This is a genomic window from Litoreibacter halocynthiae, assembly GCF_004365635.1.
In the GTDB taxonomy this organism is placed as follows: domain Bacteria; phylum Pseudomonadota; class Alphaproteobacteria; order Rhodobacterales; family Rhodobacteraceae; genus Litoreibacter; species Litoreibacter halocynthiae.
On record NZ_SOBH01000002.1, the window covers coordinates 38,177 to 59,842 of the forward strand.

Sequence of the window (21,666 nt, forward strand, 5' to 3'; positions counted from 1 at the left end):
AAAGCGAGCGGGCGCGTTGCAACATCACTGCGCGCCTTGATGCAGCAATATCTGCTTCCAGATCGCCACTTCGTCGATCAGCGTGAACTCGCGGCGCAGGCCCCATTCACCCCATTCGGCGTGGGTGATGCCCATGACGTGCACCTCGGCCCCTGACGGTGCGCCGAAATAGCCCGGCCCGCTATGCTTGCCGGTCAGTGACCAACGCACGGCGGCACGGTTGGGCGTGCCAGCGTCGGAGCGGCCGATGACATGGTGGATTTCAAACTTGGCCGTCGGGAAGCTTGAGCGCAGGCGCATCCAGTCGGTCTCGGGGAAGTCCCAAGACCAGCCGTTGCGCGCGCCCCAATGCTCGGTGCAGACCGCGCGGTCGTATTCGCTGCGGATGACGGTGAAGTCCTTGTCCATGATCCGTTGCAGGATGCCTGCCAGCTTGGCACCCCACTCGTTGTCATTGCCGCGTCCCATGTAAGGGCCGTCAACGTCATGCGACGGATGGAAAGGCCGCGTACACTTATCCGGCCCGCCTTCCTGCTCGATCTGCCACGCGGCGTAGTCTTTCGGGTCCCAGCCCAACTGCCGTGCGATGCCGCCGACGTCGCGGATCAGCCATTCGTCGTCGATGACATCATCCTTGGCCGCGCAATCGGCGATGGTGCGGACCTGAAACTTGCGCCCTGTCGGAGGCCCGAACGCCCCGTGACCCGTATGCGTGCCGCCCGTCACAATGCGGTGCGAAGACAGGTAGCGGTCGCCGTCTTGCGACCAGATCACGTCCTCGCCCAGCAGGTAGCGGTCGGGGAATTCGGCTAGCGTCGCCAGCGTCCCGTCTATCACGCTTGCGTTGCCCGTCACCAGTCCCGACGGGAACCGCATCGGGATCTCCTTGCCGTAATAGTGATGCAAGGTGGCAAGGCCGCGGTCCTCCCAAATCTCTTTGGTGATCTTGATAATGTAGTCCGGCAAGTCCTTGAACTGATTCGAGAAGCCCTTCATTCGTGCTGTCCTGTCTGGAGCAATATCTGTTTCCAGATCGCTGTTTCATCAATCAATGTGTATTCACGGCGGATGGTCGGCTCGCCGGTGCCGAAAGGGCCAAACTCGGCGTGGCTGATGCCCATGATGTAGACCTCGGCCCCCGTAGGCGTGCCGAAGCGACCCCAGCCGGAATGCCTGCCATGAAGCGACCAGCGGACCGCCGCGCGCGGGGGCATCAACGGGTCGTCGCGGCCGATGACATGGTCAATGGTGAACGCCGCATCCGGAAACGCCGCACGCAGGCTCATCCAGAACTGGTCCGCCTCGGCCCATCCCATCGCATCATGCGCGGCTGGGTAATGTAACGCACAGGCGCGGTCATAGCGTTTGGGGATCACCTGCATGTCTGCCGCCATGATCGAGCGCAACGTATCAGCGTAGCGTTCGCCCCATTCGTTGTCGTTACCCGTTCGGGTGTAGGGTCCGGGCACGTCATTGGCGGGGGTCATGGGTTTCACACAATGCTCCGGCCCACCCTCGCGGGCGATAAGGTCGCGGGTCCAGTCGACAACATCCGCCCCCATCTGCTGCACGATAGCGGACTGGTCGCGCACCAGCCATTCGTCATAGACCGCGTCATCACGGATCGCGCAGTCGGCAAGGATGCGGTAGGCAAAGCGCCGTCCGGTGGGCGCGCCATACATGCCCGGATGTGTATGCGTAGCGGTGCAATAGAGGCGGTGCGAGGACAGGAAGGCGTCGGAGGTTTCGGTGGCACCTTCGGGGTCATCGCACCAGATCACGTCCTCGCCCAGCAACTCACGGTCGGGGAACTCGGCCAGCGTCGTCATGGTCGCAGCAATGACCCGCGAATTGTCGACCACCACCGACGCCGGAGACCGCACGATCAACCCGTCCGCATATCGCTTGCGCAGGGAGCCGATTTCGCGGTCCTCCCAGATTTCCTTGGTGATACCGATGATGAAATCGGGAACGTCACGCCATTTGCTGTCAAAGCCGCGCATATCCTATCCTTTTGCCGGAGCGGTCGATCCACGCAGGATCAACGCCCCTTCCAGTTTCGCCCTGTGCGCAGGGCGCGTGGGGTCCTCTATCCGCTGCATCAGCGCCTCGACTGTCTGCGCGACCATTCGGTTGATCGGCTGGCGGTAGCTGGTCAGATCGTAAGCGGGCCACGCAGCAATCGGCACGTCGTCGAAGCCTGCGACGCTGATATCTTCGGGCACCCGCAACCCCAATTTGAAGCGCAATGCGTCCATGACGGCGAACGCCATGTGGTCGTTGCACACGAAAATGGCCTCGGGCCGGTCAGTGCCTGCGCACATCTCCAGCGCCGCGGCGCGAGCGTCGGCATAGATGAAGTTGCCGACCTCACGCGACGACAATTCCAGACCAGCGGCGGCCAAGCCGTCACGGAAGCCGTGTTCGCGGTCCCGCTGGGTGGATGCACCCTCGAATCCGGCGATGTAGCCGATGCGGGTATGACCAAGCTCCGCAAAATGGGTACCGATTGCGAAGCCGCCACCGTAGTTGTTGGTGGTGACCGCAGACATGCGCGGGTCGTCCTGCTCACGGTTGAACAGCACCACGGGGATGCCGTGTTCCGCGCAGCGGGTGCTGAGGCTGGAGGACATGGACACCGAGGCCAGCACGATCCCCTCGACCTGATGATCCAGAATTTCCTCCATGACCGACTGCACGTCATCGCCCGCTGTAGGGGACGCCATGAACATCAGCACATGATACCCTCGTTCTTGCAGGGCGTTTGACAGCCGCTCCACCGCTTCGGGGTAGAACTGGTTTTCCAGATAGGCGACCACCAACCCGATCATTCGGCTTTTGCCGGTGATCATCGCGCGGGCCATGGCATTGGGACGATATCCCAGCTCCGCCGCAGCCTTCTTCACCTTCGCTGCGGTCGCCGGCGACGCGGAGGCGCCACGGGTGAACACACGGCTGACAGCCGACTGGCTGACCCCTGCGCGTTCAGCGACCTGAAGGGAGGTGATTTTGCGTGGCATCAATCTGCCGTCCATCCGCCGTCGATCAGCATGTGGGTCCCTGTCATTAGCGCAGATGCATCCGAGGCCAGATAAACCACCGGCCCCATAATGTCGGTGACCTCGCCCACGCGGCCCAGCTTGATCTTTTCCTCGATCCATTTGACCCGTTCGGGGTTGTCGAACGTGCTTTCGGTCAGGGGCGTGCGAATGAAGGTCGGGCAGATGGTGTTGACGCGGATACCCTGCGGCCCCCACTCGATCGCCATGGCTTTGGTGAAGCCTTCCACCGCGTGTTTGGTGCCGCAATAGACCGCGCGGTCGATACCGCCGACATGGGCCATCTGGCTGGTGATGTTGATGAGCGAGCCGGGCTTTCCCTCCGCTATCAGGCCTTTGGCCACGGCGGTGGTCAGGAAATACGCGCCCTTGAAGTTCAGATCCGACACGCGGTCGAAGTCATCTTCCTGTGTTTCCAATGCGGGGCTGTGGATGGCGAGGCCGGCGGAGTTCACCAGTATGTCGAACGGGCGAGCTTGCGTCACGGCGGCTTGCATGGCCGCGATGTCCGACACGTCCAACGGCATCGTTTCCGCCTTGAAACCCGCCTCGCGCAATTCTTGCGCGGTGGTTTCCAATTTCTCAGCGGAGCGTGCTGCCAGCGTGACTTCGGCCCCCGCCTCGGCCAGTGCTACGGCACAGGCAAGACCTATGCCAGAGGACGCGCCTGTGACCAGCGCGCGTTTGCCGGAGAGGTTGAACGAGGGTGTCTTGGGAAGGCTCATTCTGCGGCGTCCTTGTAAGGCGCTGCCCCGCCATAAGGCACATTGATGCCACCATAGCGGCGCACGCGGACGTTGCATTGCTCGGCATGACCGACAAAACCTTCCAAGAGGCACAGACGCGAGCCGTAGGCACCGATCTCGGCGGCAGCTTCATCGGTCGTGATCTTCTGATAGCTATGTGTTTTCAGATACTTGCCTACCCATAAGCCACCCGTATACCGCCCCGCCTTTTTGGTGGGCAGCGTGTGGTTTGTGCCGATCACCTTGTCACCATTGGAGACATTGGTGCGCGGCCCGAGGAACAGAGCGCCGTAGCAGGTCATGTGTTCAAGGAACCAGTCGTCGCGGTCGGTCATCACCTGCACATGCTCGGATGCGATGTCGTCGGCAACGGCCAGCATCTCGTCATAGGTGTCGCAGACGATCACCTCGCCGTAGTCTTCCCAGCTTTTGCCAGCAGTGTCAGCCGTGGGGATAATTTTCAGCAGGCGTTCGATCTCGGCCAGAGTGTCTTTGGCGAGTTTCTCGGAGTTGGTCAGCAGCACGGCGGGCGAGTTGTAGCCATGCTCCGCCTGCCCCAGCAGGTCGGTGGCGCACAGCTCGCCATCTGCGGCGGTCTCGTCGGCGATCACCATGGTCTCGGTCGGGCCTGCGAACAGGTCGATACCAACGCGGCCGAACAATTGGCGTTTGGCTTCGGCGACAAATGCGTTGCCCGGGCCGACCAGCATATGGACAGGCTCTATCGTTTCGGTGCCGATGGCCATGGCTCCGACGGCTTGGATACCACCCAGCACGTAGATCTCATGCGCGCCGCCCATGTGCATCGCGGCGATCACCGCCGGATTCGGCTCGCCCTTAAAGGGTGGCGTGCAGGCCACAATGCGCGGCACTTTGGCGACGCTGGCGGTGGCGACGGACATGTGGGCGGAGGCCACCATGGGGAACTTGCCACCCGGCACGTAGCAGCCCACCGATTGCACGGGAATATTCTTGTGGCCAAGGATCACGCCCGGCATCGGCTCGACCTCGATATCAAGCATCGAGTCCCGCTGCGCCTGCGCAAAATTGCGCACTTGGTCTTGCGCAAACCGGATGTCAGCCATGTCGCGGTCGGACACCTTGGCGATAATGGACTGGATGTCTTCGTCGGACAGACGGTAGCTGGCAGGGCTATAATTATCGAACTTCTCGGCCATTTCCCGCACCGCTGCGTCGCCACGGGCTTCAATCGCCTTCAACCCGTCTTCGACGATGGCACGTACCTTGGCGTCATCTTCTGCACGGGCAGCTTCGGAGCGGGCGGTTTTCAGGTGGCGAATGGTCATTGTCTTGCGTCCTTATTTCGGATGTTGCGGCGTGACGGTGCCGTCGTCGTAATGCTCCCAACCGTGGCCATCGAATACGTCGCGGCCCAGCTGGGCTAAAACTGAGGGGAAATCGACGGAGACCCAGTTGTCCTTGATCCGCCCGTCCTCGACCTTCCAAAAATCCATGTAATGGATTTTGACCCGCTTGCCGGTCGCCTCGATCCCCATGAACGTGCCGGAATGGGTCGCTTCGATATGACCGAAGCACGACGCCCATTCGCCTTCGCAAATGAAGCGGTCGGTTTTGTAGTCCCGCTCTGTAAACGCGGCGCGAATGGGCAATTGCCAGTTGTTGCGAAACGCCTGCAAATCCGGCTTGGTGCCGCAGCCCTGGTTGCCCATCCAGCGGAAATCTTCGTGGAAATGGGCGGCCATGTCGTTGGAATTGGCCCCAAGGGCTGCCTCCATCCGCAAGATGACCTGACGGGTTGCCTCGGCCTGTTCTGTCGGTGTCATTACAGCGCAATCCTTTCGCCCGAAGCCGTGTCGAACAGGTGGCAAATGCTGGCCGGAATGCTGGCCTGCACGACGTCACCTATCTCGGCGCGGTATTCCTTGTTGGTCTTGATTGACACCAAAGCGCCGCCAAGCCGCCAAGTGATCATCGACGCCTCTCCCAGCAATTCGATCGAATACATCGGCGCGGAGATTTGCCCGCCTGTGTCGACGATCTCTGCATCCTCGGCACGAAAGCCCAGCGTGACGTTGCCGGACGGACCGGTGGGCAGGCCTTCGACCCTGATGCCCTCTCCGGTAAAGGTGCCACCCTCCAGCGCGCCTTCGACAAGGTTCATTGCGGGCGAGCCAATGAAGCTGGCCACAAAGGTGTTGGCAGGCATGTCATAGATATCCGTCGGCGTGCCGACCTGCTGGATCTTGCCTGCGTTCATCACCACCACACGGTCCGCCAAGGTCATGGCCTCGATCTGGTCGTGGGTCACGTAAACAGTCGTGGTCTTCAGTTTCGATTGCAGGTTTTTGATCTGCGCCCGCGTGCTGACACGCAACTTGGCGTCGAGGTTCGACAACGGCTCGTCCATCAGGAACACCGTGGGCTTGCGCACAATCGCGCGTCCCAAGGCGACCCGCTGGCGTTGGCCACCGGACAGCTCGGCGGGACGGCGGTGCATGAAGTCTTCCAGTTCGGTCATATGGATCGCCTTCATCACCATCTCGTCGTGCTTTTCCTTCGGCACCTTGCGCACGCGCAGCGGGAAGCGGATGTTCTCGTAGACAGTCAGGTTCGGGTAGAGACCGTAGGACTGGAACACCATGGAGATGTCGCGGTCCTTCGGCTCCAGATCGTTGACGACACGGTCGCCTAGAATGATCTCGCCATCGGTCACATCTTCCAGCCCTGCAATCATCCGCATGGTCGTGGACTTGCCGCAGCCTGATGGCCCCAGCAGCACAAGGAATTCCTCATCTGCAATGTCGAGGTTGAAGTTGTCGACACCGATGAAGGAGCCCCAACGCTTGTTGACGTTTTTGAGTTGAAGTCTGGCCATTGTGAGCCCCTTTATCCTTTGACGGCGCCAGCGGTCAGCCCGCTTACGATTTGACGTTGGAAGAACATAACCATCACGAAAAGCGGCGCCGTCGCAGAGACAACTGCCGACACGGCGAACATGACGTTACCCTTGGTTTGTGTGGTGCCAAGGAAACTTGCGATCTTGGGTATCATGGTCTGGTTCTCTTTGCTCAGCAGCATGGTGGTCACGGCAAAGTCGTTATAGGCCAGCAGGAAGCTGAACAGACCCGTCGTGATGACCCCCGGCCACATCACCGGAATGATCACGTGGCGGAAAGCCTGAAACCGCGTGCAGCCATCGACCATGGCGCTTTCGTCCAGATCCTTGGGGATGTTCTTGAAGAACGAATGCAGCATCCACAGGGTAAACGGCTGGTTGATCGCCACCAGCACGATCACGGTCGTGTAAAGATGGCCCCAAAGGTTCCATTCGAAGAACGGCAGCAGGTAGCCCGAGACCAGCGTGATCGGCGGCATGGCGCGGAACATCAGCGCGAACAGCAGGAACCAGAACGCATAGCGGTGGGTCGAGCGCGCAAGGGCGTAGCCCCCCAGCGTGCCGCAGGTCAGCGAGACGGTCACAACGAACACACATACAATCGTGGTGTTCAGCGCCGCACGCCAGAATTCTTCCTGCACCCAAGCGCCCTCATAGCCGGCACCGGTGAAGCTGCCCCCGGTTTCGGCCTGTGTCAGGGTGCCGAACAGGGCATTGGCCCAATTGGCCTTGGAGAAGAAATCCCCCTCGACCTTGAACGATCCCCACAGCGTCCACAGGAACGGGAAGGCGGCGACGAGCAGCCAGATCACCAGAAACGAGGTCGCCATGATCCGGATCGTGGGTGGTTGGCGTGTAGCTTTGCTGGACATATCTTGCCCCCCTACTTGCGGTCAAAGTCGCGCCATGTCCGAACAAGGACCGGCGAGAGAAGTATGGCAATGCCGATGATGGTCAGCACCGATGTTGCAGCGGCCGAGGACAGCAAGCGCGTCTCGCCCCCAAGGTCGTTGTAGATCGCATAGGACAGCGACGTGGCATGCGCCGAGGCCTGAAAACTGACAATCGGCTCGAACACCCTGAAGTTGTCCATTAGCTGGATCAGCGCCACGAAGGTCACCAGCGGCAACAGATGCGGCACCACGACAAATCGGATACGCTCCCAACGGGTTGCCCCGTCAACCATTGCGGATTCCAGCGTGTCGGTGTTGACCGTTTGAAGCCCCGCATAGAACACGACGAAGGCGAAAGGGGCCGCGTGCCAGACCCCGTAGACCATAAGCATGATCCACATCAGCCCCGTTGACGCCTTGACCGATAGGTTCGGGTCATCCGTCAGCCATTGCAATCCGGTCCCCAGAATACCGCGCGCATCCACCATCCAGAACAGGATCAGCGACCCCACAAGCGGTGTCACGATCATCGGCAGCAGCGAGAAAAAGATCGTCGGGCCTTTCAGGGCCTTGGCGACGGAGTTGACGGCAATGGCGACGAAGAACCCCAAAAGGATGGTCAGCGGCGTCACGATGGCCGTGTAGGTCAAGGTAAACCCCAACGCCTTGTAGAATGGCAGGTTCATCAAGCTGCGCCCGAAATCCGGCAGCCCGTCCGAGTTCACCCAAGCCGCAGCCACTTCGCCAAAGGCCAGATGGTTGCGGTCTGTGTAGATGTCCAATCCCGCGAATTTGCCCAAGGGCTCGGCTTCGCGGATAGCGGCGGTGGCCTCTTGGTCGACCGAGGTTTCCATCGTGCAGCCGAACGGCCCGCAGTTTTTGACCTGAACGACTACCTGCTCATGGGCGGAGTAAAAGGACTGGCTGACGACCGACACGATCGGAAAGGCGATAAAGGCCAACATCAACAAGGTGGACGGGAGAACGAACCAGAAGAATGAACTGTGTTTCATAGCTTGAGCTGCCTGTTGTGAATGGGGGCAGTGAAAAGGGCGCGACGCGTGACGGTGTCAGGGCGGCGCGCCCTTTTGGAAGAGACGACTTACTTGACGTAGCCCTGCTCTTTTGCGGCAGCTGTGTAGGCCGCTTCGATGTCGGCGAGCGTCTGCTCGGCGCTTTCCTTGCCAGTCAGGAAATCTGCAATGTTGTCACCGGACGCGGTGTGCAGCAGACCCATGTAAGGCAGCATCGGGTAAGGCTTCGATCCGGCTTTAACCGCGGCCAGAACACCTTCAGAAACCGGAGCGGGCTCATAGCCCTCAATCAGCCAAACTGCTTGGTCCATGGTCGTGTCGTTCAACGTCGACGGTGCCACGGCGTGGGCCAGTGCTTGGAACGTCGCAGCGGCATCTTCGTCGCTGATGTTTTTCGCAACAGTCCAGCCATCCCACCACAGGGTGGTTGCAGGAACGCCGCTGTCACCAACCATGAGCGGGCCTGCGACTTTGGTGTTCTCGTAAACCTGCGGCTCGGAGCCTTCTGTATCCATCAGGTTCTGCATCCGGCTGCCCCACATATGCATCAGCGCGACATTGCCAGCTTCCCATTCAGCCTGCGTGCCGTTGGAATCGTGGGTCAGGTAGTCGGGGTTCATGTATTCGGTCAGCGCCTTCATCATCTCCAAAGTAGCAACACCTTGCGCGTTGTTGATCGAGATGTTGGCAGTGCCCGGCTCGAAGAATTCACCGCCATGGCCAATATACATGTTGTTGAATTCCTGCGCGAGGTTCCAACCGGCCGCATATGGACCGCCGACGGGGTTTTCCATGATGCCTGCATCGCGGATGGCTTTGGCAGCGACGAGGACTTCGTCGTAAGTGGATGGAACCGCAAGGCCAACTTCTTCCAGAACGTCGGACCGGTAGGCCAATGTTTGCGCGTTTGCCATGAAGGCAACAGCCATGACTTTGCCGTCAACTGTGATCAACTGGCGCTGCGGGATGTCTTTGCCGTATTCCGCGACAAGGGCGTCCAGCGGCTGGATGACGTCTTCGTTGATCAACGCTACGATGGACGAGTTGGCAACAATCGCACTGGTGTATTCGGCTGGGTTGCCGGACATGCCAGCCACATTCAGTGTTTGGTGGTCGGCAGTCAGGTTTGCCTCGATCGTTGCACCAGTGCATTCAGCTGCGGCAGTGGCGACAGTCTGGATGGCAGGAAATTCGTTGCCGATGATGTTCACGCGGCCACTGTCGATCGTGCAAGCAGCGCTCGCAGCACCGGCAGCGACGACAAGGGCGCTCGCGGCGACCGTCGATTTGATAAAGGTTTTCATTGCGGATTCTCCCGTTGTTGGCAGTAGTTCCGTGCCTCCCGCGAAGGGGATCACCGGATTTTTTGTAATAGTTGGCCGGACCGTTAATCGGCCCTGACTTCCCCAACGGTAACGAAAGTTGAATACGCTTGCAATAATTTTAGTTTCGCCCCCGCAAACCCCATCCATCTAGACATGCGCGCTGGCATGGTTCACAAAAATTCCAACACGAAAACCGCAGTTTACTTGGGGATAGGCCGGCGCACGGGTGTCTGCATCACTGCCTTGGCAAACGGCATTCCGACGCTCTGTGTGCCTAATGCTCACCAACTCTGATTCTATCTAAAGCGCGAATCTGATGAGGCCGATTCTGCGGCGAAATCTTGCATTTTCGACTGATTACCCCACTTTTCTTCAATAAAATCCGGATTGCTGAGCTTTCAAACCGCATCGGCAACGACTCTCGCGCCAACGGGCTGATAGGTCGCACGGTCAGCGGGTTTCCAAGTGCATCCGAATAGGTGGCCCCGGCGCGCGTCAGATGCTGACCGAGGTGCCAGACCTATGGCCAAAAAGCCAATTCAACCTAGCCGGCAGGCTTTGCATGCGAATGCAACTACAAGAAGATTTCTCAAACAGAATATTTGCAGGCGGCAGATCAAAGATCAGCCGAGCGCGGTCTCCGGCGTCACATGGATCAATGTCGGCCCGTCAGTGGCTAGCGCTTCTGTTACCGCGTGCTGGAACGCCTCCAGTGAACGCGGGTCAACCGCGCGGGCGCCATAGGCTTCCGCCAGCTTGCAGAAATCAGGGTTGCGGGCGACCACCGCATTGGGCGCGATCTGCGCATGGATCATGCCGTCCTCGATCTCTTTCAGCTTGCCATTGTCCCAAACGATGATCGGCAGGCTCAAACCCAGCTCCACCGCCGTCGCCAGTTCCTGAATGTTGTACTGAAAGCCGCTGTCGCCGTTGACCGAGATGACCGGATTGTCCCCTGCCCCCACCTTGCCACCGATGGCCGCTGCCAGCGCGTAGCCCAATGTGCCGAAGCCCGACGGGTGATGCCAGTGGCCGGGGCGGTCCATGGGAAAGGTCTCATTGGCGACATAGGCGAATTGCGTCATGTCGGAGAAGATCATCGTCTCGGGGGGCAGCACCGTGCGCAGCGCGTCCACCAGCGGGACGATCCCCGGGCGGTCCGCATCCGTCTCGGCGCGCCACTTCGCCCGCATGGCGGTGATCGCAGCCGCATCCCAATCGCTGCCGGACGGCTCCATCGTCGCCAGAAGCGCCTCGCAGAAGACCGTGCAATCGGCCAGCACAGGATCGGTCACATTGTGGCGATCCATCAGCATCTGAGGGTCAAGGTCAACGCGGATCATCGGACAGTCATGGCCGAGCGGGCCGCGCCATAGGTCGCATTCGGACAGCTCGCTGCCAAGAACCAACACCAGATCAGCCTGCGCCATGATTTCGGCGCTACCCGGGCGGCTCAAACACGCGCCAAAGCTCAACGGTGCGTCGTCTCCATACAGGCCACGGCCCGCATTGGTCATGAACACGGCAGCCCCTGCACGGGTCGCAACCTCCGCAGCAAGCCCCCCCGCGCGACATGCGCCGCCGCCAAGGATCACCACCGGTCGCTTGGCTGCTGACAGCATCCCCGCAATGCGGGCGATCTGGTCAGAATTAGGGGCATCGAACGCTATCTGCACCGACCGGTCCGCTGCGGGCGCGGCCTCCGCTTCCAGCAACGCAATCGGCACATTCATCAGCTTGGGGCGCGGACGCGAGGTCTTGAACTCCAGCAGCGCGCGGTCGATCAGGTGGTACGCGGCGTTCGCGGTGCGCGGGGTTTCCGACCAGTCCGCAACGGTCGCACCTGCGCCCTCTTGGTCCAGCATCTGGTGCAACTGGCCTCGGGTCGCCACCGTCTCGTCAAGGCAGGACGCAATCACCAGCAGCGGCACGCTATCCGAATAGGCCTGCCCCACGGGGTTCATGATGTTGCACAGCCCCGGCCCCGTGATCACGTAAGCCACACCGGGTTTGCCGGTGGCCCGCGCATAGCCGTCCGCCATGAAACCTGCGCCCTGCTCGTTGCGGGCCAGCACATGGGTGATCCCCGCCTCCTCGATCCCGCGATACATTTCTTGGTTATGCACACCGGGAATGCCGAAAATGACCTCCACGCCACGGGACTTCAACATATGCGACAGCTGTGCGCCGAGCGGTTTGGTGGACATGTCAGGCTCTCCAGAAACGAATGGTGAAAATTGCGTAGACGGCCAGAAGCTCCAACCGACCGATCAACATGCCAGCAGCCAGCAGCCACTTTGCGGTGTCGTTCAACCCCGAGAAGTTGCCAGCTGGCCCGATCTGGCTGCCTAAGCCGGGGCCGATATTGGCCAAGGCGCTGGCTGCACCGGACACCGAGGTGATAAAATCCAGTCCGGTCATGCCAAGCAGGACCGACAGCATCCCCATCGAGACCACAAACATCACAAAGAACGACATCACCGAGGACAACACATCCTCGCTTACGGGCTTGCCGTCATAGCGCGGCTGGAACAGGCCGTGCGGCGAGTGGATGCGGCGCACCTGCGCCTTGATCGAGGCGAATAACAACTGGTAGCGGAAGATTTTGACCGAGCACGCGGTCGAGCCGGCGCAGCCGCCGATCAGACCCAGAAAGAAGAACACCGCCACCGCAAGGCTGCCCCAAAGCTGGTAGTCCACGCTGGCATAGCCCGTGCCGGAAATGATCGACACCACGTTGAACAGCCCCTCGCGAAACCCCTCCTCCGGATGATCACCGAAGACGAACAGGCGGAACACGGTAAACAACAAGGTAAAGCCCAGAATGGTCGCCAGATAGGCCCGCAGCTGGCTGTCCCTCAGCAATGGCTTGGCCGAACCGGAGAGCAGCTGCACGTAGCGCACAAATGGCAGCGACCCCAAGATCATGAAGAACGAGGCCACATATTCCGGTGTCCCCTGAAACGCTCCGAACGAGGCATCCGATGTCGAAAACCCGCCGGTCGACATGGTGGTCAACGCGTGGTTGATCGCCTCGAAAGGGCTCAACCCGACAATGACATAAGCAACGGCACACGCGATGGTGAGACCGATATAGAAATAGGAAATCTGCGCGGCAATCTGCACCGCCCGCGGCAGCACCTTGCCCATTGTGTCGAACGCCTCGGACCGGAAAATCTGCATCCCCCCGACCCTAAGTTCGGGCAGGAACACCATGGCGACTACGATGATACCGATGCCGCCGAACCATTGCAGCATCGACCGCCATAGCTTCAGCCCGTCCGGCAAGGCCTCCAACTGGGTAAATACCGTGGAACCGGTGGTGGTTAGCCCTGACATGGCCTCGAAAAACGCATCGACATAGCGCGCCTCGGTGGCCCCCAGAAACATCGGTAACGCGCCAAAAATCGGCAGCGCCAGCCAGACGCCTGTGGTCAGCAAAAAGGTTTGCTGGATGGACAACCGGTCGCCCACCCCGTTGGAAGATGCCAGCGCCATCAATACGCCAATCCCCGTGGTGATGATCGCGCTTTCGGCAAAAGCGGGCCAATGCCCGTTGCCCACCCACAGGTCCAAAGCCATCGGAATCAGCATCGAAGCCCCGAGGCAGGCGGTAAGCAGGCCAATCACATAGGCCACTGGGCGTGCGTCAAACATAGCGCCAAGGCTTGGAGCGGTGCTGGCAAACTGTCAAGCAGTGCCGTGACATAAGGCCAACTTCGGTGCTCTGTTGAGTAGGCATTCAGGGCTTACTTTTGCCGACACCTGTCGGCCCCTGTTGCGCTCAGTTTGCCGCGTATAGACTGCCTGTTGATGTCGCAAGGAACGCCTTGAGGCCGATCTCCTCTTGCTTCAAGAACCCCGTTGCCGGCAGTGCGCCATCACGCACCATTTCGATAATCGAGACAACCGAGCCAGCGGTCGTCCACGAAATCGCGGTGCGCTGTTTACCTGCAACTTCGACGGGGCGATACGCACGGACGAATTCGCGGCGCTGCAACTTTCCGTCGATCGTGCCCTCGGCAGAAGCATGTACATAGACAATATCGTCTTCAACGGGCGGCTTCGCATTGATCAAAATCTCGCCCGCCTCTTTGCGGCGGTCCCGCATCAAAAGCTCGTGGAAGAAGAAATTCATCAACTTCGCATGGCCCGGATATCGCATGGTTTTATAGTCGATATTCGCGACTTTACCCAGATAGGTCTCGCACATGGTGCCCAAGCCGCCCGAGGTGGTGAATGCCTCAAGCTTCATGCCGTCGATATAGATGTCTTCCATCCATTCCATCGGCGACACGAGCTTGCGCGCGCCATCCTCGATCACTTCGCAGTCATTCAGGTATTCATTCACCACGCCTTCGGGGGACCAGTTGAAGGAATAGCCCATCAAACCGGTCGGGTTCTGTGGCAATGCGCCAACACGCATCTTGCACGAACGGCATTCATCCAACTGGGCAATCAATGACGCGCCGACGATCCCGATAAAACCGGGTGCAAGTCCACATTGCGGCGCCATAAGGCCCTTTGAAGTCTTGCTCAACTCTATGACACGGTTTGTGGTCGGCACATCTTCGGTCAGGTCGAAATAGTGAATACCCGCACGATGGGCAATTTCGGCCACCGAAATGTTCAGATGGAATGGCAAACACGACAGAACGGCATCCTGTTTGGTAAAAACCGCTTCAACAGCACTTGTATTCGTCAAATCCAGCGCCACTACCGGAAACGGCAGATCACCGCGGGTCGCCAGATCAATGCCTGTTACGTCAAAGCCTGACCCATGCAACAACTCGGCCGCCAGACTGCCAACCTTGCCCAACCCCAAAACTGCAATCTTCTTCATCCAACAAATCCTTCGCGTCTTTCAGACACGATCAAATCCTATTCCACTGCCATCCAAAACGGCAATAATTGACGCAAATCGCTAAAGTTTTGACTTTTCAGCAACGACCAAAGATAACATGGAGTATGGATGATCTAGACCACCAGCTTTTGCAGCTTCTAACCAAGGACGCGCGCGCGTCAGCGACAGTTCTTGCCCGCACCCTTGGCGTCTCGCGCGGTACAATTCAAAACCGCATTGACCGGTTGCAGCATCAAAACGTGATCAAACGGTTTACCGTTGAGCTGTCAGCAGGCAAGACAGATACGCAAGTGAGCGCCTTTACCCTGATCCGGTTGAAAGCGGACGACGGGAAGGCCACCATTCAATCTTTGCGACGTATTTCTGCGATTTTGGACATCCACACCCTAAGTGGAAGCTTTGACCTTGTCGCCGAGGTGCGGGCGTCTTCGCTGTCAAACCTGGATACCGTTCTGGACTGTATCCGCGCCTTGCCCGAGGTCGCGGAAACGCAAAGCCATATCCGGCTCTCCTCCAGTAAAGCGGACAATCGGTAACAGCGCAGCATTTGCACAAAGGCTCCAGCCTACTTTGTGCAGACACCCCGCCATGGTCTTGACCCGCTTCCCCAGCAGGCGTATCCAAGCCCCCGTGGCGATTTGTTACCGGATTGCGGGCCACGTTAAATATGCTGCTAAAGAGGATGGATTGCTATGAGCCTCCCCCTTTTCCCGGTGGAGGCTTTTTATTTGGGCAATGCCCAACAGAGGATGACATGACAAAAGACTGGTCCCCCCGCACGAAATCCGTCCACAGCGGCACCCGCCGTTCCCAATATGGCGAAATGTCCGAAGCGATTTTCCTGACCCAAGGTTTCGTCTATGACAGCCCCGAGCAGGCCGAGGCCCGTTTCATCGAGAGCGGCCCCGACGAATTCATCTACGCCCGCTACGGCAACCCCACCGTGCGCATGTTCGAAGACCGCATCGCCGCGCTGGAAGGCACCGAGGACGCCTTTGCCACCGCGTCGGGGATGGCGGCGGTAAGCGGCGCGCTGACCTCCATGCTGAAGGCGGGCGATCATGTGGTGTCCGCCAAGGCGCTGTTCGGCTCGTGTCTCTATATCCTAGAGGATGTGCTGACCCGTTTCGGGGTCGAAGTTACCTTTGTCGACGGCACCGACCTTACCGCGTGGAAAGCCGCCGTGCGTGATGACACCAAGGCGGTGTTTCTGGAATCCGTCTCCAACCCGACGCTGGAAGTCATCGACGTCAAGGGCGTGGCCGAGATTGCCCATGCCAAAGGCGCAACCGTGGTGGTCGACAATGTCTTTGCAACGCCCGCGTTTTCCAAGGCAGCCGAGCTTGGCGCCGACGTCATCGTTTATTCCGCCACCAAGCATATCGACGGTCAGGGCCGCTGCCTTGGCGGCGTGATCTGCGGCACCCGCGAGTTCATCCGTAAAACTGCCGAGCCTTACATCAAGCACACCGGCGGGGCGCTATCGCCGTTCAACGCGTGGGTGATGCTGAAAGGTCTGGAAACCCTGCACCTGCGCTGCAATGCTCAAGCCGAAAGCGCGTTGTTCATTGCAGAGGCGCTGGAAGGCCACAACAAGCTGGACCGCACGCTGTATCCTTACTTGAACTCCCACCCGCAACAGGCTGTTGCCAAAGAACAAATGGGCGCTGGCGGCACGGTGATCTCGCTGGATATTCAAGGCGGCAAGGACGCGGCATTCCGTTTCCTCAATGCGCTGGATATTATCCTGATCTCCAACAATCTCGGCGACAGCAAGAGCATCGTGACCCATCCAGCCACCACCACGCATCAACGCCTGAGCGACAAGAAACGCGCCGAGTTGGGCATCACCGATGGTCTTGTGCGCATCTCTATCGGCTTGGAAGACAAGGCCGATCTGTTGGCCGATATCCGCACCGCACTAGACGCGGTCTAGGCCAAAAAGGTCGGTTTTCCTTTGTAACGTCCGCGTGCCGCCCCATATAGTGGCGCACGCCGACGCCGCATCCCGAGGAGGGAAAGCCATGAACGTCCACACCCCCGAGCCGACCCGCGAGGAGGCCGAAGCCGCCCTCGCCCTGCTGCGCCAATGGGCGGGCAAGGTCTCCCCCATCGAGGTGGCCGATCTGGACCCGCTGGTCTCCCGCTTGATCCCCGGACAGGAGTTGGCGAACTACCCCGCGCTGGCCCGCGCCTACCCCGAAGAATTCGCCGTGGACGAGGCCTACAAGGCCACCATGCCCGACCTGCAAAACGGTCCCTCCTCGCTGATCCGTGGGGCCAAACAACATATCCAGCATGTCGGCATCTCCAACTTCCGCCTGCCCATTCAGGTCCACACCCGTGACGGCGATGACCTGACGCTGGAAACTTCTGTAACAGGCACTGTGTCGCTGGAAGCCGAGAAGAAGGGCATCAACATGTCCCGCATCATGCGCAGCTTCTACCGCCATGCCGAGCAGACCTTCAGCTTCGAGGTGATCGAACAAACGCTCGACGCCTATAAAACCGATCTGGAAAGCTTCGACGCCCGCATCCAGATGCGGTTTTCCTTCCCGATGAAGGTGCAATCCTTGCGCTCGGGTCTTGAAGGGTACCAGTATTACGACATCGCTCTAGAGGTGGTCGACACCCAAGGCACCCGAAAGAAAATCCTGCATTTGGACTATGTCTATTCCTCTACCTGCCCTTGTTCGCTGGAGTTGTCTGAACATGCGCGCCAGTATCGCGGCCAACTGGCCACGCCGCACTCTCAACGCTCCGTCGCGCGGGTGTCGGTGGAGGTGGACAGCACGCAGACCTGCCTGTGGTTCGAGGACCTGATCGAGCTCTGCCGCGCCGCCGTACCCACCGAGACGCAAGTGATGGTCAAGCGCGAGGACGAGCAGGCCTTCGCCGAGTTGAACGCCGCCAACCCGATCTTCGTCGAAGACGCCGCGCGGTCCTTCTGCGAGCAATTGCAAGCCGACCCCCGCATCAAGGATTTCCGCGTGATCGCCTCACATCAGGAAAGCCTGCACAGCCACGACGCGGTGTCGGTGATGACCGAAGGCCCTACATTTGCGGCAGACAGTCTGGACCCCAAACTGTTCAACACGCTGTTTCATGTGGGCTGACGGCGTTGGGATTTGAACGACGGCTATCCGGACGAGGCGGGCATTGCCCCCAGCGTGACCAATGGCTGCTTTCGAGTGGCTGCAAATACCGCGAAAAACACCATGGGCTTTAAAAAGGGTGTGGGGTTAACCGTTTTGAGTCGGTCCATTAGGGGTTGCGGCCGGGCTTGTATAATATACCCACAAGGAAATTATATTATCCGGCATTGTATCAGGTGACCTCGTCGTGCACGCAGACGAGAAGGACGATTACTGGACGCTGCAATCCAGTCCGTTGCAAAAGCAACTTGAACCACTACTGAAGACAGAGGCTATCGACGGTGTTGAGCCGCTTGGAAATCAGTTTGCCATAGACTCGAAAGAATCCGTACCCGAACTGCTGAAGCAACCGCTATTTGGACAGCCAGCGTTGACATCCAGTGAACTTGGCAGAGCACGATCAGCTCCTACAGTGTTAGGTCCGTTGAACACTTACGCGCTGCTTGACGCGGCCCGGTTACCATTCATATTAACTGAGCTGCTTGAAGCGTCGGGGCTGACCAGCCAATCCCTGTTTGACGGCAAAGCGCAGGAAGAGATGGGGGAACAAGCTCCATATCTCGTGCAGCTTGAGGAGGCGAACAGCTTTACCAGAAAGCTTTTCACTGACGGGAGTGGTATGAACGGTCTTTGGGGATTAGGTCTAGGAATCTTTTTGCGATCACGGAGCTCATTTGCATCCGTTAGAAAGCACATGCGCAAGATGACCCGCGTTCAGATCGAAAAAGACAACACATGGAACTACTTTCGATTCTGGGAACCGAAAATGGTCCCTTATTTCCTACGCGGTACGGATGTTGCGAACCAAGAGGCATTTTTGGGTTTTGATCTTGAACTCCATACTATTGATCACGCGGGGACATGGTTAAGAATGTATCTGGTTGGAGAACCAAGGCTCACGCCGCCCGCTCGCATTATCATCAAAGATCGCGATAAGACCTCATTCCAGCGCTACGGTCGCAGGCAATATGTCCACGATCTAAAAGACTGGCTGTATGACAGCTTTGGCAACCCTTCCAAGATTGAAGATACTGAAAGGTTTTTAAGGCGCGAGATTAGGGCAGCGCATAAAGGCTTCCGCACAACTGATAAGCGCATCATTGCTCATTGTGTGGCCGCATCTTGGCTTCTGGGAGAGAGCGCCATGACTACTAAGCGCGTAAAAACTTCGGACGTTTTGGTTAACGCGCGCGGTGCTAAGCAGCTTTATGACAGAGCGTATAAGTACCGCTACATGGTCGAGGATTAGTAATGACTTATCAGCCCAGCTTTGAAGACATGCTCTACCTAACGCGGGAGAACCCAAACCTGTTTTCGAACCCCGGAAACCTCGCGGAGGTCGCCCAAAACTACGGCGGCTCAGATGCGGTGTCGGTCATAACCCGAGAGTCTGCCTCTGCAGCCGCATACCAAGATTACCTAGAACGGGGAGGTGACGTCCTGACGGAAAGCCCAGTACCTATCCCACCCGAAGTTCAGCCGACCCCTCCATTTGAGCAGGGCTCTGAAGTTTCGGAAGCATCACAAGAATGCCCGTGCAAAAAAGAAAACATCATAGTTTTGGGATCAGAACAGTATTATAATTCATTCTGGCTCAAGATGATGTTCATGTCCCCAGCATTCAGTGTAGCCGCTGGTTACAAGCTGCCCCCACGTTGGAAGGCTGCAGATAGGACCACGGTACTCTATGTCCGACACGGCTATGTACGGCCTGAATTCTTGGCGTTGGAAGCATTGCGCGACACCCATGGCATCAACCTGGTGCCGCTCAACAGCGTTGGTCAACTGACAGCATATGTAAACAACCGTATGCACGAAGGCGAAGAGTACAAGGTACAACATCTCGTGTTCTTAGCGCACGGGCTGTACGATCGGTTGGCTTTGAATTTCTGGAAGACTCCGCTAATTGATGTCAGAAAAAGAAATATCGACGCGTTCAACGCATCTGCTTTCGATCGGGGCGGCGCCATTTATTCCTATGCCTGCAGGACCGGCACATGGGTCGATCAGGAAGCATTCTCAAGCGCCGCTCAAGCCGAACCTCAAAACAGCATAGCCCAATACATGGCGGACCAATGCGGCGTAAAAGTCTATGCATTCATGACACGCACATTGTTCAAGCAGTGCATCCGCGACCCCGCCGACAGTGACTCTATTACCGTAAGTCTTGTCGAGAGGCGGGAAAGCCAGGAGGGCCAGATTATCAATATTTCCAGCGAACATGAAGGGTTGCCACATCCGGGGGTTGGCCATTCCGTTTTTGTATTGGATGCCCCTATCGATCCACCCGGACCCTTTGGCGGGGGGCAGCGCGAAGGCACGGCAGAATATGCACTTTGGCGCAAAGGCGGCGCGCGATATTTACCTGTTGGGGGGCAAACACCCACTGGATTGCCTAACTCAATGCGCGTCTTTGAGCCGGCATGAGGAAAACTTTCATTGTAGCAATTGTTGCAATAGCTGGGTTGGTTATTGTCGCAAAAATAGGTTGGGGAGTTTGGAAGGGCTATATGGGACAACTAGAAAATAACGAAAACTGCACATTCTACAATGAGGTGGACTATCAATTGCAATTGAAGTGGGTAAATGGCATCGCCGTTCCAGAGCCTGCAAACCCGTTTCCCGTGCGCGTAACATTTGAACTGAACGGGTTGCCACATAATATTAGCCGCATGATCTTCAACCATGGCACAGCGCCGATCACTCCACCGACATATGAAAGCGCCGAATATGTTGGACCGTTTCAACTGACAATGGACTTCCTTTTGTCAGACACCAGAAATGAATGGCCTTTCTCGTTTCATCCTGCGGTAGGCTTGTTTTATGATGACGAGCGAGCCGTTTGCTTTTGGGATAGTGGAGAGGTCGCCGAGTACATCCAAGATAGCCGAGGGCATCCACATTTCAAACTCGAATTACTCCCCTACCGGCGGGTCGATGTGATGTCCGGATATAATTTGCAGCTAGTCAAGTAGCCGAGCTTATCGTGGCATCAAGTGCCACATGCTGCGTTGCGGTCTTACTAGCCTTTTATGCGAATGATATTACTTGGCGTAGGCCGTAGTGTTCGTTTCGGATGAGTGTGAAATGTCATTTCAAGACCCTAGTCCCCCTTCAGTTTTTGGCTTATCCATAGCGAAGTGTTCGAATGCGGCTATGGACGGGGAACTACTAAGGTCATCTTTCAGCGTTCCCAATAGCCGACATTCGCTGCGGGACAGAAACATGTTGGTTTGGGCTCAGAGCAGTCAATTAACCGGGCCAGCCCACCGGGATATTGCCGGGACCGATCTTACTCACCAAATCTACCAGCATTCCGGATCACGGTGACTTGACCCGAATCCTACATATCGATACTTCCCGATATATGGATAACGCACAAGCCATCGACGCCTTCGCCGCCCTTAGCCAAGCCACCCGGCTTGATGTGTTCCGTTTGCTGGTCAAGGCCGGCGAGGTCGGCATGTCCGCCGGTGACATCGGCGACTCGCTGGGTGTGCGGCAGAACACCATGTCCACGCACTTGGCGGTCCTGACTCGCTCCGGCCTGATCCGGAACACCCGCGACGGGCGCTCCATCCGCTATTTCGTCGATATGGACGGAATGCGCGGACTGCTTGCCTTCCTGATGGAAGACTGCTGTGGCGGTCGGCCCGATCTGTGCCAACCCGTCATCGACGAAATCGCCTGCGCCTGCTGACGCCTGAACAGA

Annotated in this window: 20 protein-coding genes and 1 riboswitch; of the genes, 7 read left to right on the forward strand and 13 right to left on the reverse strand. The window is 58.4% G+C overall.

Annotated elements, in window-relative coordinates:
• Window positions 1–24: 24 nt before the first annotated feature.
• From BDE40_RS07375 to BDE40_RS07435, 13 genes are all read right to left on the reverse strand, one after another.
• Window positions 25–996: a nuclear transport factor 2 family protein gene (locus tag BDE40_RS07375; RefSeq protein WP_134013833.1), complete on the reverse strand. Its 972-nt coding sequence runs from the start codon at window positions 994–996 to the stop codon at window positions 25–27.
• Entirely contained in the window at window positions 993–2,003 is a 1,011-nt protein-coding gene (locus BDE40_RS07380; protein WP_134013835.1) for a nuclear transport factor 2 family protein, read from the reverse strand. Before BDE40_RS07380 ends, BDE40_RS07375 begins: the two co-directional genes overlap by 4 nt.
• A gap of 3 nt (window positions 2,004–2,006) precedes the next feature.
• Window positions 2,007–3,020 carry a LacI family DNA-binding transcriptional regulator gene (locus BDE40_RS07385; RefSeq protein ID WP_211342415.1) on the reverse strand — a complete coding sequence of 338 codons (1,014 nt, stop codon included), beginning with the start codon at window positions 3,018–3,020 and terminating at the stop codon, window positions 2,007–2,009.
• Complete coding sequence (locus BDE40_RS07390; protein ID WP_134013836.1) at window positions 3,020–3,784, reverse strand: SDR family NAD(P)-dependent oxidoreductase; 765 nt, start codon at window positions 3,782–3,784, stop codon at window positions 3,020–3,022. The genes BDE40_RS07385 and BDE40_RS07390 overlap by 1 nt, the downstream gene beginning before the upstream one ends.
• Window positions 3,781–5,112 carry a histidinol dehydrogenase gene (hisD, locus tag BDE40_RS07395; protein ID WP_134013837.1) on the reverse strand — a complete coding sequence of 444 codons (1,332 nt, stop codon included), beginning with the start codon at window positions 5,110–5,112 and terminating at the stop codon, window positions 3,781–3,783. The genes BDE40_RS07390 and hisD overlap by 4 nt, the downstream gene beginning before the upstream one ends.
• Before the next feature lie 12 nt (window positions 5,113–5,124).
• The gene (locus BDE40_RS07400; RefSeq protein WP_134013838.1) at window positions 5,125–5,610 is read right to left on the reverse strand and encodes an ester cyclase; all 486 of its coding nucleotides are present in this window, start codon (window positions 5,608–5,610) and stop codon (window positions 5,125–5,127) included.
• Window positions 5,610–6,662 (reverse strand): ABC transporter ATP-binding protein, encoded by a 1,053-nt coding sequence (locus BDE40_RS07405; protein WP_134013839.1) that lies wholly within the window; start codon window positions 6,660–6,662, stop codon window positions 5,610–5,612. Before BDE40_RS07405 ends, BDE40_RS07400 begins: the two co-directional genes overlap by 1 nt.
• 11 nt (window positions 6,663–6,673) lie before the next feature.
• Window positions 6,674–7,555, reverse strand: coding sequence for a carbohydrate ABC transporter permease (locus BDE40_RS07410; RefSeq protein WP_073139539.1), 882 nt, complete (start codon window positions 7,553–7,555; stop codon window positions 6,674–6,676).
• Window positions 7,556–7,566: 11 nt separating this feature from the next.
• Window positions 7,567–8,589 carry a carbohydrate ABC transporter permease gene (locus BDE40_RS07415; RefSeq protein ID WP_134013840.1) on the reverse strand — a complete coding sequence of 341 codons (1,023 nt, stop codon included), beginning with the start codon at window positions 8,587–8,589 and terminating at the stop codon, window positions 7,567–7,569.
• A gap of 89 nt (window positions 8,590–8,678) precedes the next feature.
• A complete protein-coding gene (locus tag BDE40_RS07420; protein WP_134013842.1) occupies window positions 8,679–9,914 on the reverse strand; it encodes an ABC transporter substrate-binding protein in 1,236 nt (411 codons plus the stop codon).
• 644 nt (window positions 9,915–10,558) lie between these two features.
• Window positions 10,559–12,142, reverse strand: coding sequence for a thiamine pyrophosphate-binding protein (locus BDE40_RS07425; RefSeq protein ID WP_134013843.1), 1,584 nt, complete (start codon window positions 12,140–12,142; stop codon window positions 10,559–10,561).
• Window position 12,143: 1 nt separating this feature from the next.
• Window positions 12,144–13,592: a TrkH family potassium uptake protein gene (locus tag BDE40_RS07430; protein WP_134013845.1), complete on the reverse strand. Its 1,449-nt coding sequence runs from the start codon at window positions 13,590–13,592 to the stop codon at window positions 12,144–12,146.
• Between the two features lie 127 nt (window positions 13,593–13,719).
• Window positions 13,720–14,778, reverse strand: a complete 1,059-nt coding sequence (locus BDE40_RS07435) for a saccharopine dehydrogenase family protein (protein ID WP_134013847.1) — start codon at window positions 14,776–14,778, stop codon at window positions 13,720–13,722.
• A 125-nt stretch (window positions 14,779–14,903) separates the two neighbouring features.
• Here BDE40_RS07435 and BDE40_RS07440 point away from each other — a divergent pair, with 125 nt between their 5' ends.
• The 7 genes from BDE40_RS07440 (at window position 14,904) to BDE40_RS07470 (ending at window position 21,654) form a co-directional block, all read left to right on the forward strand.
• On the forward strand, window positions 14,904–15,335 hold the full coding sequence (locus tag BDE40_RS07440) for an Lrp/AsnC family transcriptional regulator (protein WP_134013849.1): 432 nt from the start codon (window positions 14,904–14,906) through the stop codon (window positions 15,333–15,335).
• A gap of 84 nt (window positions 15,336–15,419) precedes the next feature.
• Window positions 15,420–15,497, forward strand: a riboswitch (SAM riboswitch).
• A gap of 56 nt (window positions 15,498–15,553) precedes the next feature.
• Window positions 15,554–16,735, forward strand: a complete 1,182-nt coding sequence (gene metZ, locus BDE40_RS07445; RefSeq protein ID WP_134013851.1) for an O-succinylhomoserine sulfhydrylase — start codon at window positions 15,554–15,556, stop codon at window positions 16,733–16,735.
• Between the two features lie 88 nt (window positions 16,736–16,823).
• The gene (gene folE2, locus BDE40_RS07450; RefSeq protein ID WP_134013853.1) at window positions 16,824–17,915 is read left to right on the forward strand and encodes a GTP cyclohydrolase FolE2; all 1,092 of its coding nucleotides are present in this window, start codon (window positions 16,824–16,826) and stop codon (window positions 17,913–17,915) included.
• Between the two features lie 226 nt (window positions 17,916–18,141).
• Window positions 18,142–19,203, forward strand: coding sequence for a DUF4123 domain-containing protein (locus BDE40_RS07455; protein WP_162848050.1), 1,062 nt, complete (start codon window positions 18,142–18,144; stop codon window positions 19,201–19,203).
• Window positions 19,204–19,205: 2 nt separating this feature from the next.
• Window positions 19,206–20,381: a hypothetical protein gene (locus BDE40_RS07460; protein WP_134013856.1), complete on the forward strand. Its 1,176-nt coding sequence runs from the start codon at window positions 19,206–19,208 to the stop codon at window positions 20,379–20,381.
• Window positions 20,378–20,929, forward strand: a complete 552-nt coding sequence (locus BDE40_RS07465; protein WP_134013858.1) for a hypothetical protein — start codon at window positions 20,378–20,380, stop codon at window positions 20,927–20,929. The genes BDE40_RS07460 and BDE40_RS07465 overlap by 4 nt, the downstream gene beginning before the upstream one ends.
• Before the next feature lie 392 nt (window positions 20,930–21,321).
• Window positions 21,322–21,654, forward strand: a complete 333-nt coding sequence (locus BDE40_RS07470; protein ID WP_134013860.1) for an ArsR/SmtB family transcription factor — start codon at window positions 21,322–21,324, stop codon at window positions 21,652–21,654.
• Window positions 21,655–21,666: the final 12 nt, after the last annotated feature.

Bases quoted from the DNA above. Each gene is read 5' to 3' on its own strand.
- folE2 (WP_134013853.1), top strand. From the start codon at position 16,824: ATGAACGTCCACACCCCCGAGCCGACCCGCGAGGAGGCCGAAGCCGCC.
- BDE40_RS07435 (WP_134013847.1), bottom strand. From the start codon at position 14,778: ATGAAGAAGATTGCAGTTTTGGGGTTGGGCAAGGTTGGCAGTCTGGCG.
- BDE40_RS07440 (WP_134013849.1), top strand. From the start codon at position 14,904: ATGGATGATCTAGACCACCAGCTTTTGCAGCTTCTAACCAAGGACGCG.
- BDE40_RS07375 (WP_134013833.1), bottom strand. From the start codon at position 996: ATGAAGGGCTTCTCGAATCAGTTCAAGGACTTGCCGGACTACATTATC.
- BDE40_RS07420 (WP_134013842.1), bottom strand. From the start codon at position 9,914: ATGAAAACCTTTATCAAATCGACGGTCGCCGCGAGCGCCCTTGTCGTC.
- metZ (WP_134013851.1), top strand. From the start codon at position 15,554: ATGACAAAAGACTGGTCCCCCCGCACGAAATCCGTCCACAGCGGCACC.
- BDE40_RS07405 (WP_134013839.1), bottom strand. From the start codon at position 6,662: ATGGCCAGACTTCAACTCAAAAACGTCAACAAGCGTTGGGGCTCCTTC.
- BDE40_RS07470 (WP_134013860.1), top strand. From the start codon at position 21,322: ATGGATAACGCACAAGCCATCGACGCCTTCGCCGCCCTTAGCCAAGCC.
- BDE40_RS07460 (WP_134013856.1), top strand. From the start codon at position 19,206: ATGACTTATCAGCCCAGCTTTGAAGACATGCTCTACCTAACGCGGGAG.
- hisD (WP_134013837.1), bottom strand. From the start codon at position 5,112: ATGACCATTCGCCACCTGAAAACCGCCCGCTCCGAAGCTGCCCGTGCA.
- BDE40_RS07410 (WP_073139539.1), bottom strand. From the start codon at position 7,555: ATGTCCAGCAAAGCTACACGCCAACCACCCACGATCCGGATCATGGCG.
- BDE40_RS07430 (WP_134013845.1), bottom strand. From the start codon at position 13,592: ATGTTTGACGCACGCCCAGTGGCCTATGTGATTGGCCTGCTTACCGCC.
- BDE40_RS07425 (WP_134013843.1), bottom strand. From the start codon at position 12,142: ATGTCCACCAAACCGCTCGGCGCACAGCTGTCGCATATGTTGAAGTCC.
- BDE40_RS07400 (WP_134013838.1), bottom strand. From the start codon at position 5,610: ATGACACCGACAGAACAGGCCGAGGCAACCCGTCAGGTCATCTTGCGG.
- BDE40_RS07465 (WP_134013858.1), top strand. From the start codon at position 20,378: ATGAGGAAAACTTTCATTGTAGCAATTGTTGCAATAGCTGGGTTGGTT.
- BDE40_RS07415 (WP_134013840.1), bottom strand. From the start codon at position 8,589: ATGAAACACAGTTCATTCTTCTGGTTCGTTCTCCCGTCCACCTTGTTG.
- BDE40_RS07390 (WP_134013836.1), bottom strand. From the start codon at position 3,784: ATGAGCCTTCCCAAGACACCCTCGTTCAACCTCTCCGGCAAACGCGCG.
- BDE40_RS07380 (WP_134013835.1), bottom strand. From the start codon at position 2,003: ATGCGCGGCTTTGACAGCAAATGGCGTGACGTTCCCGATTTCATCATC.
- BDE40_RS07385 (WP_211342415.1), bottom strand. From the start codon at position 3,020: ATGCCACGCAAAATCACCTCCCTTCAGGTCGCTGAACGCGCAGGGGTC.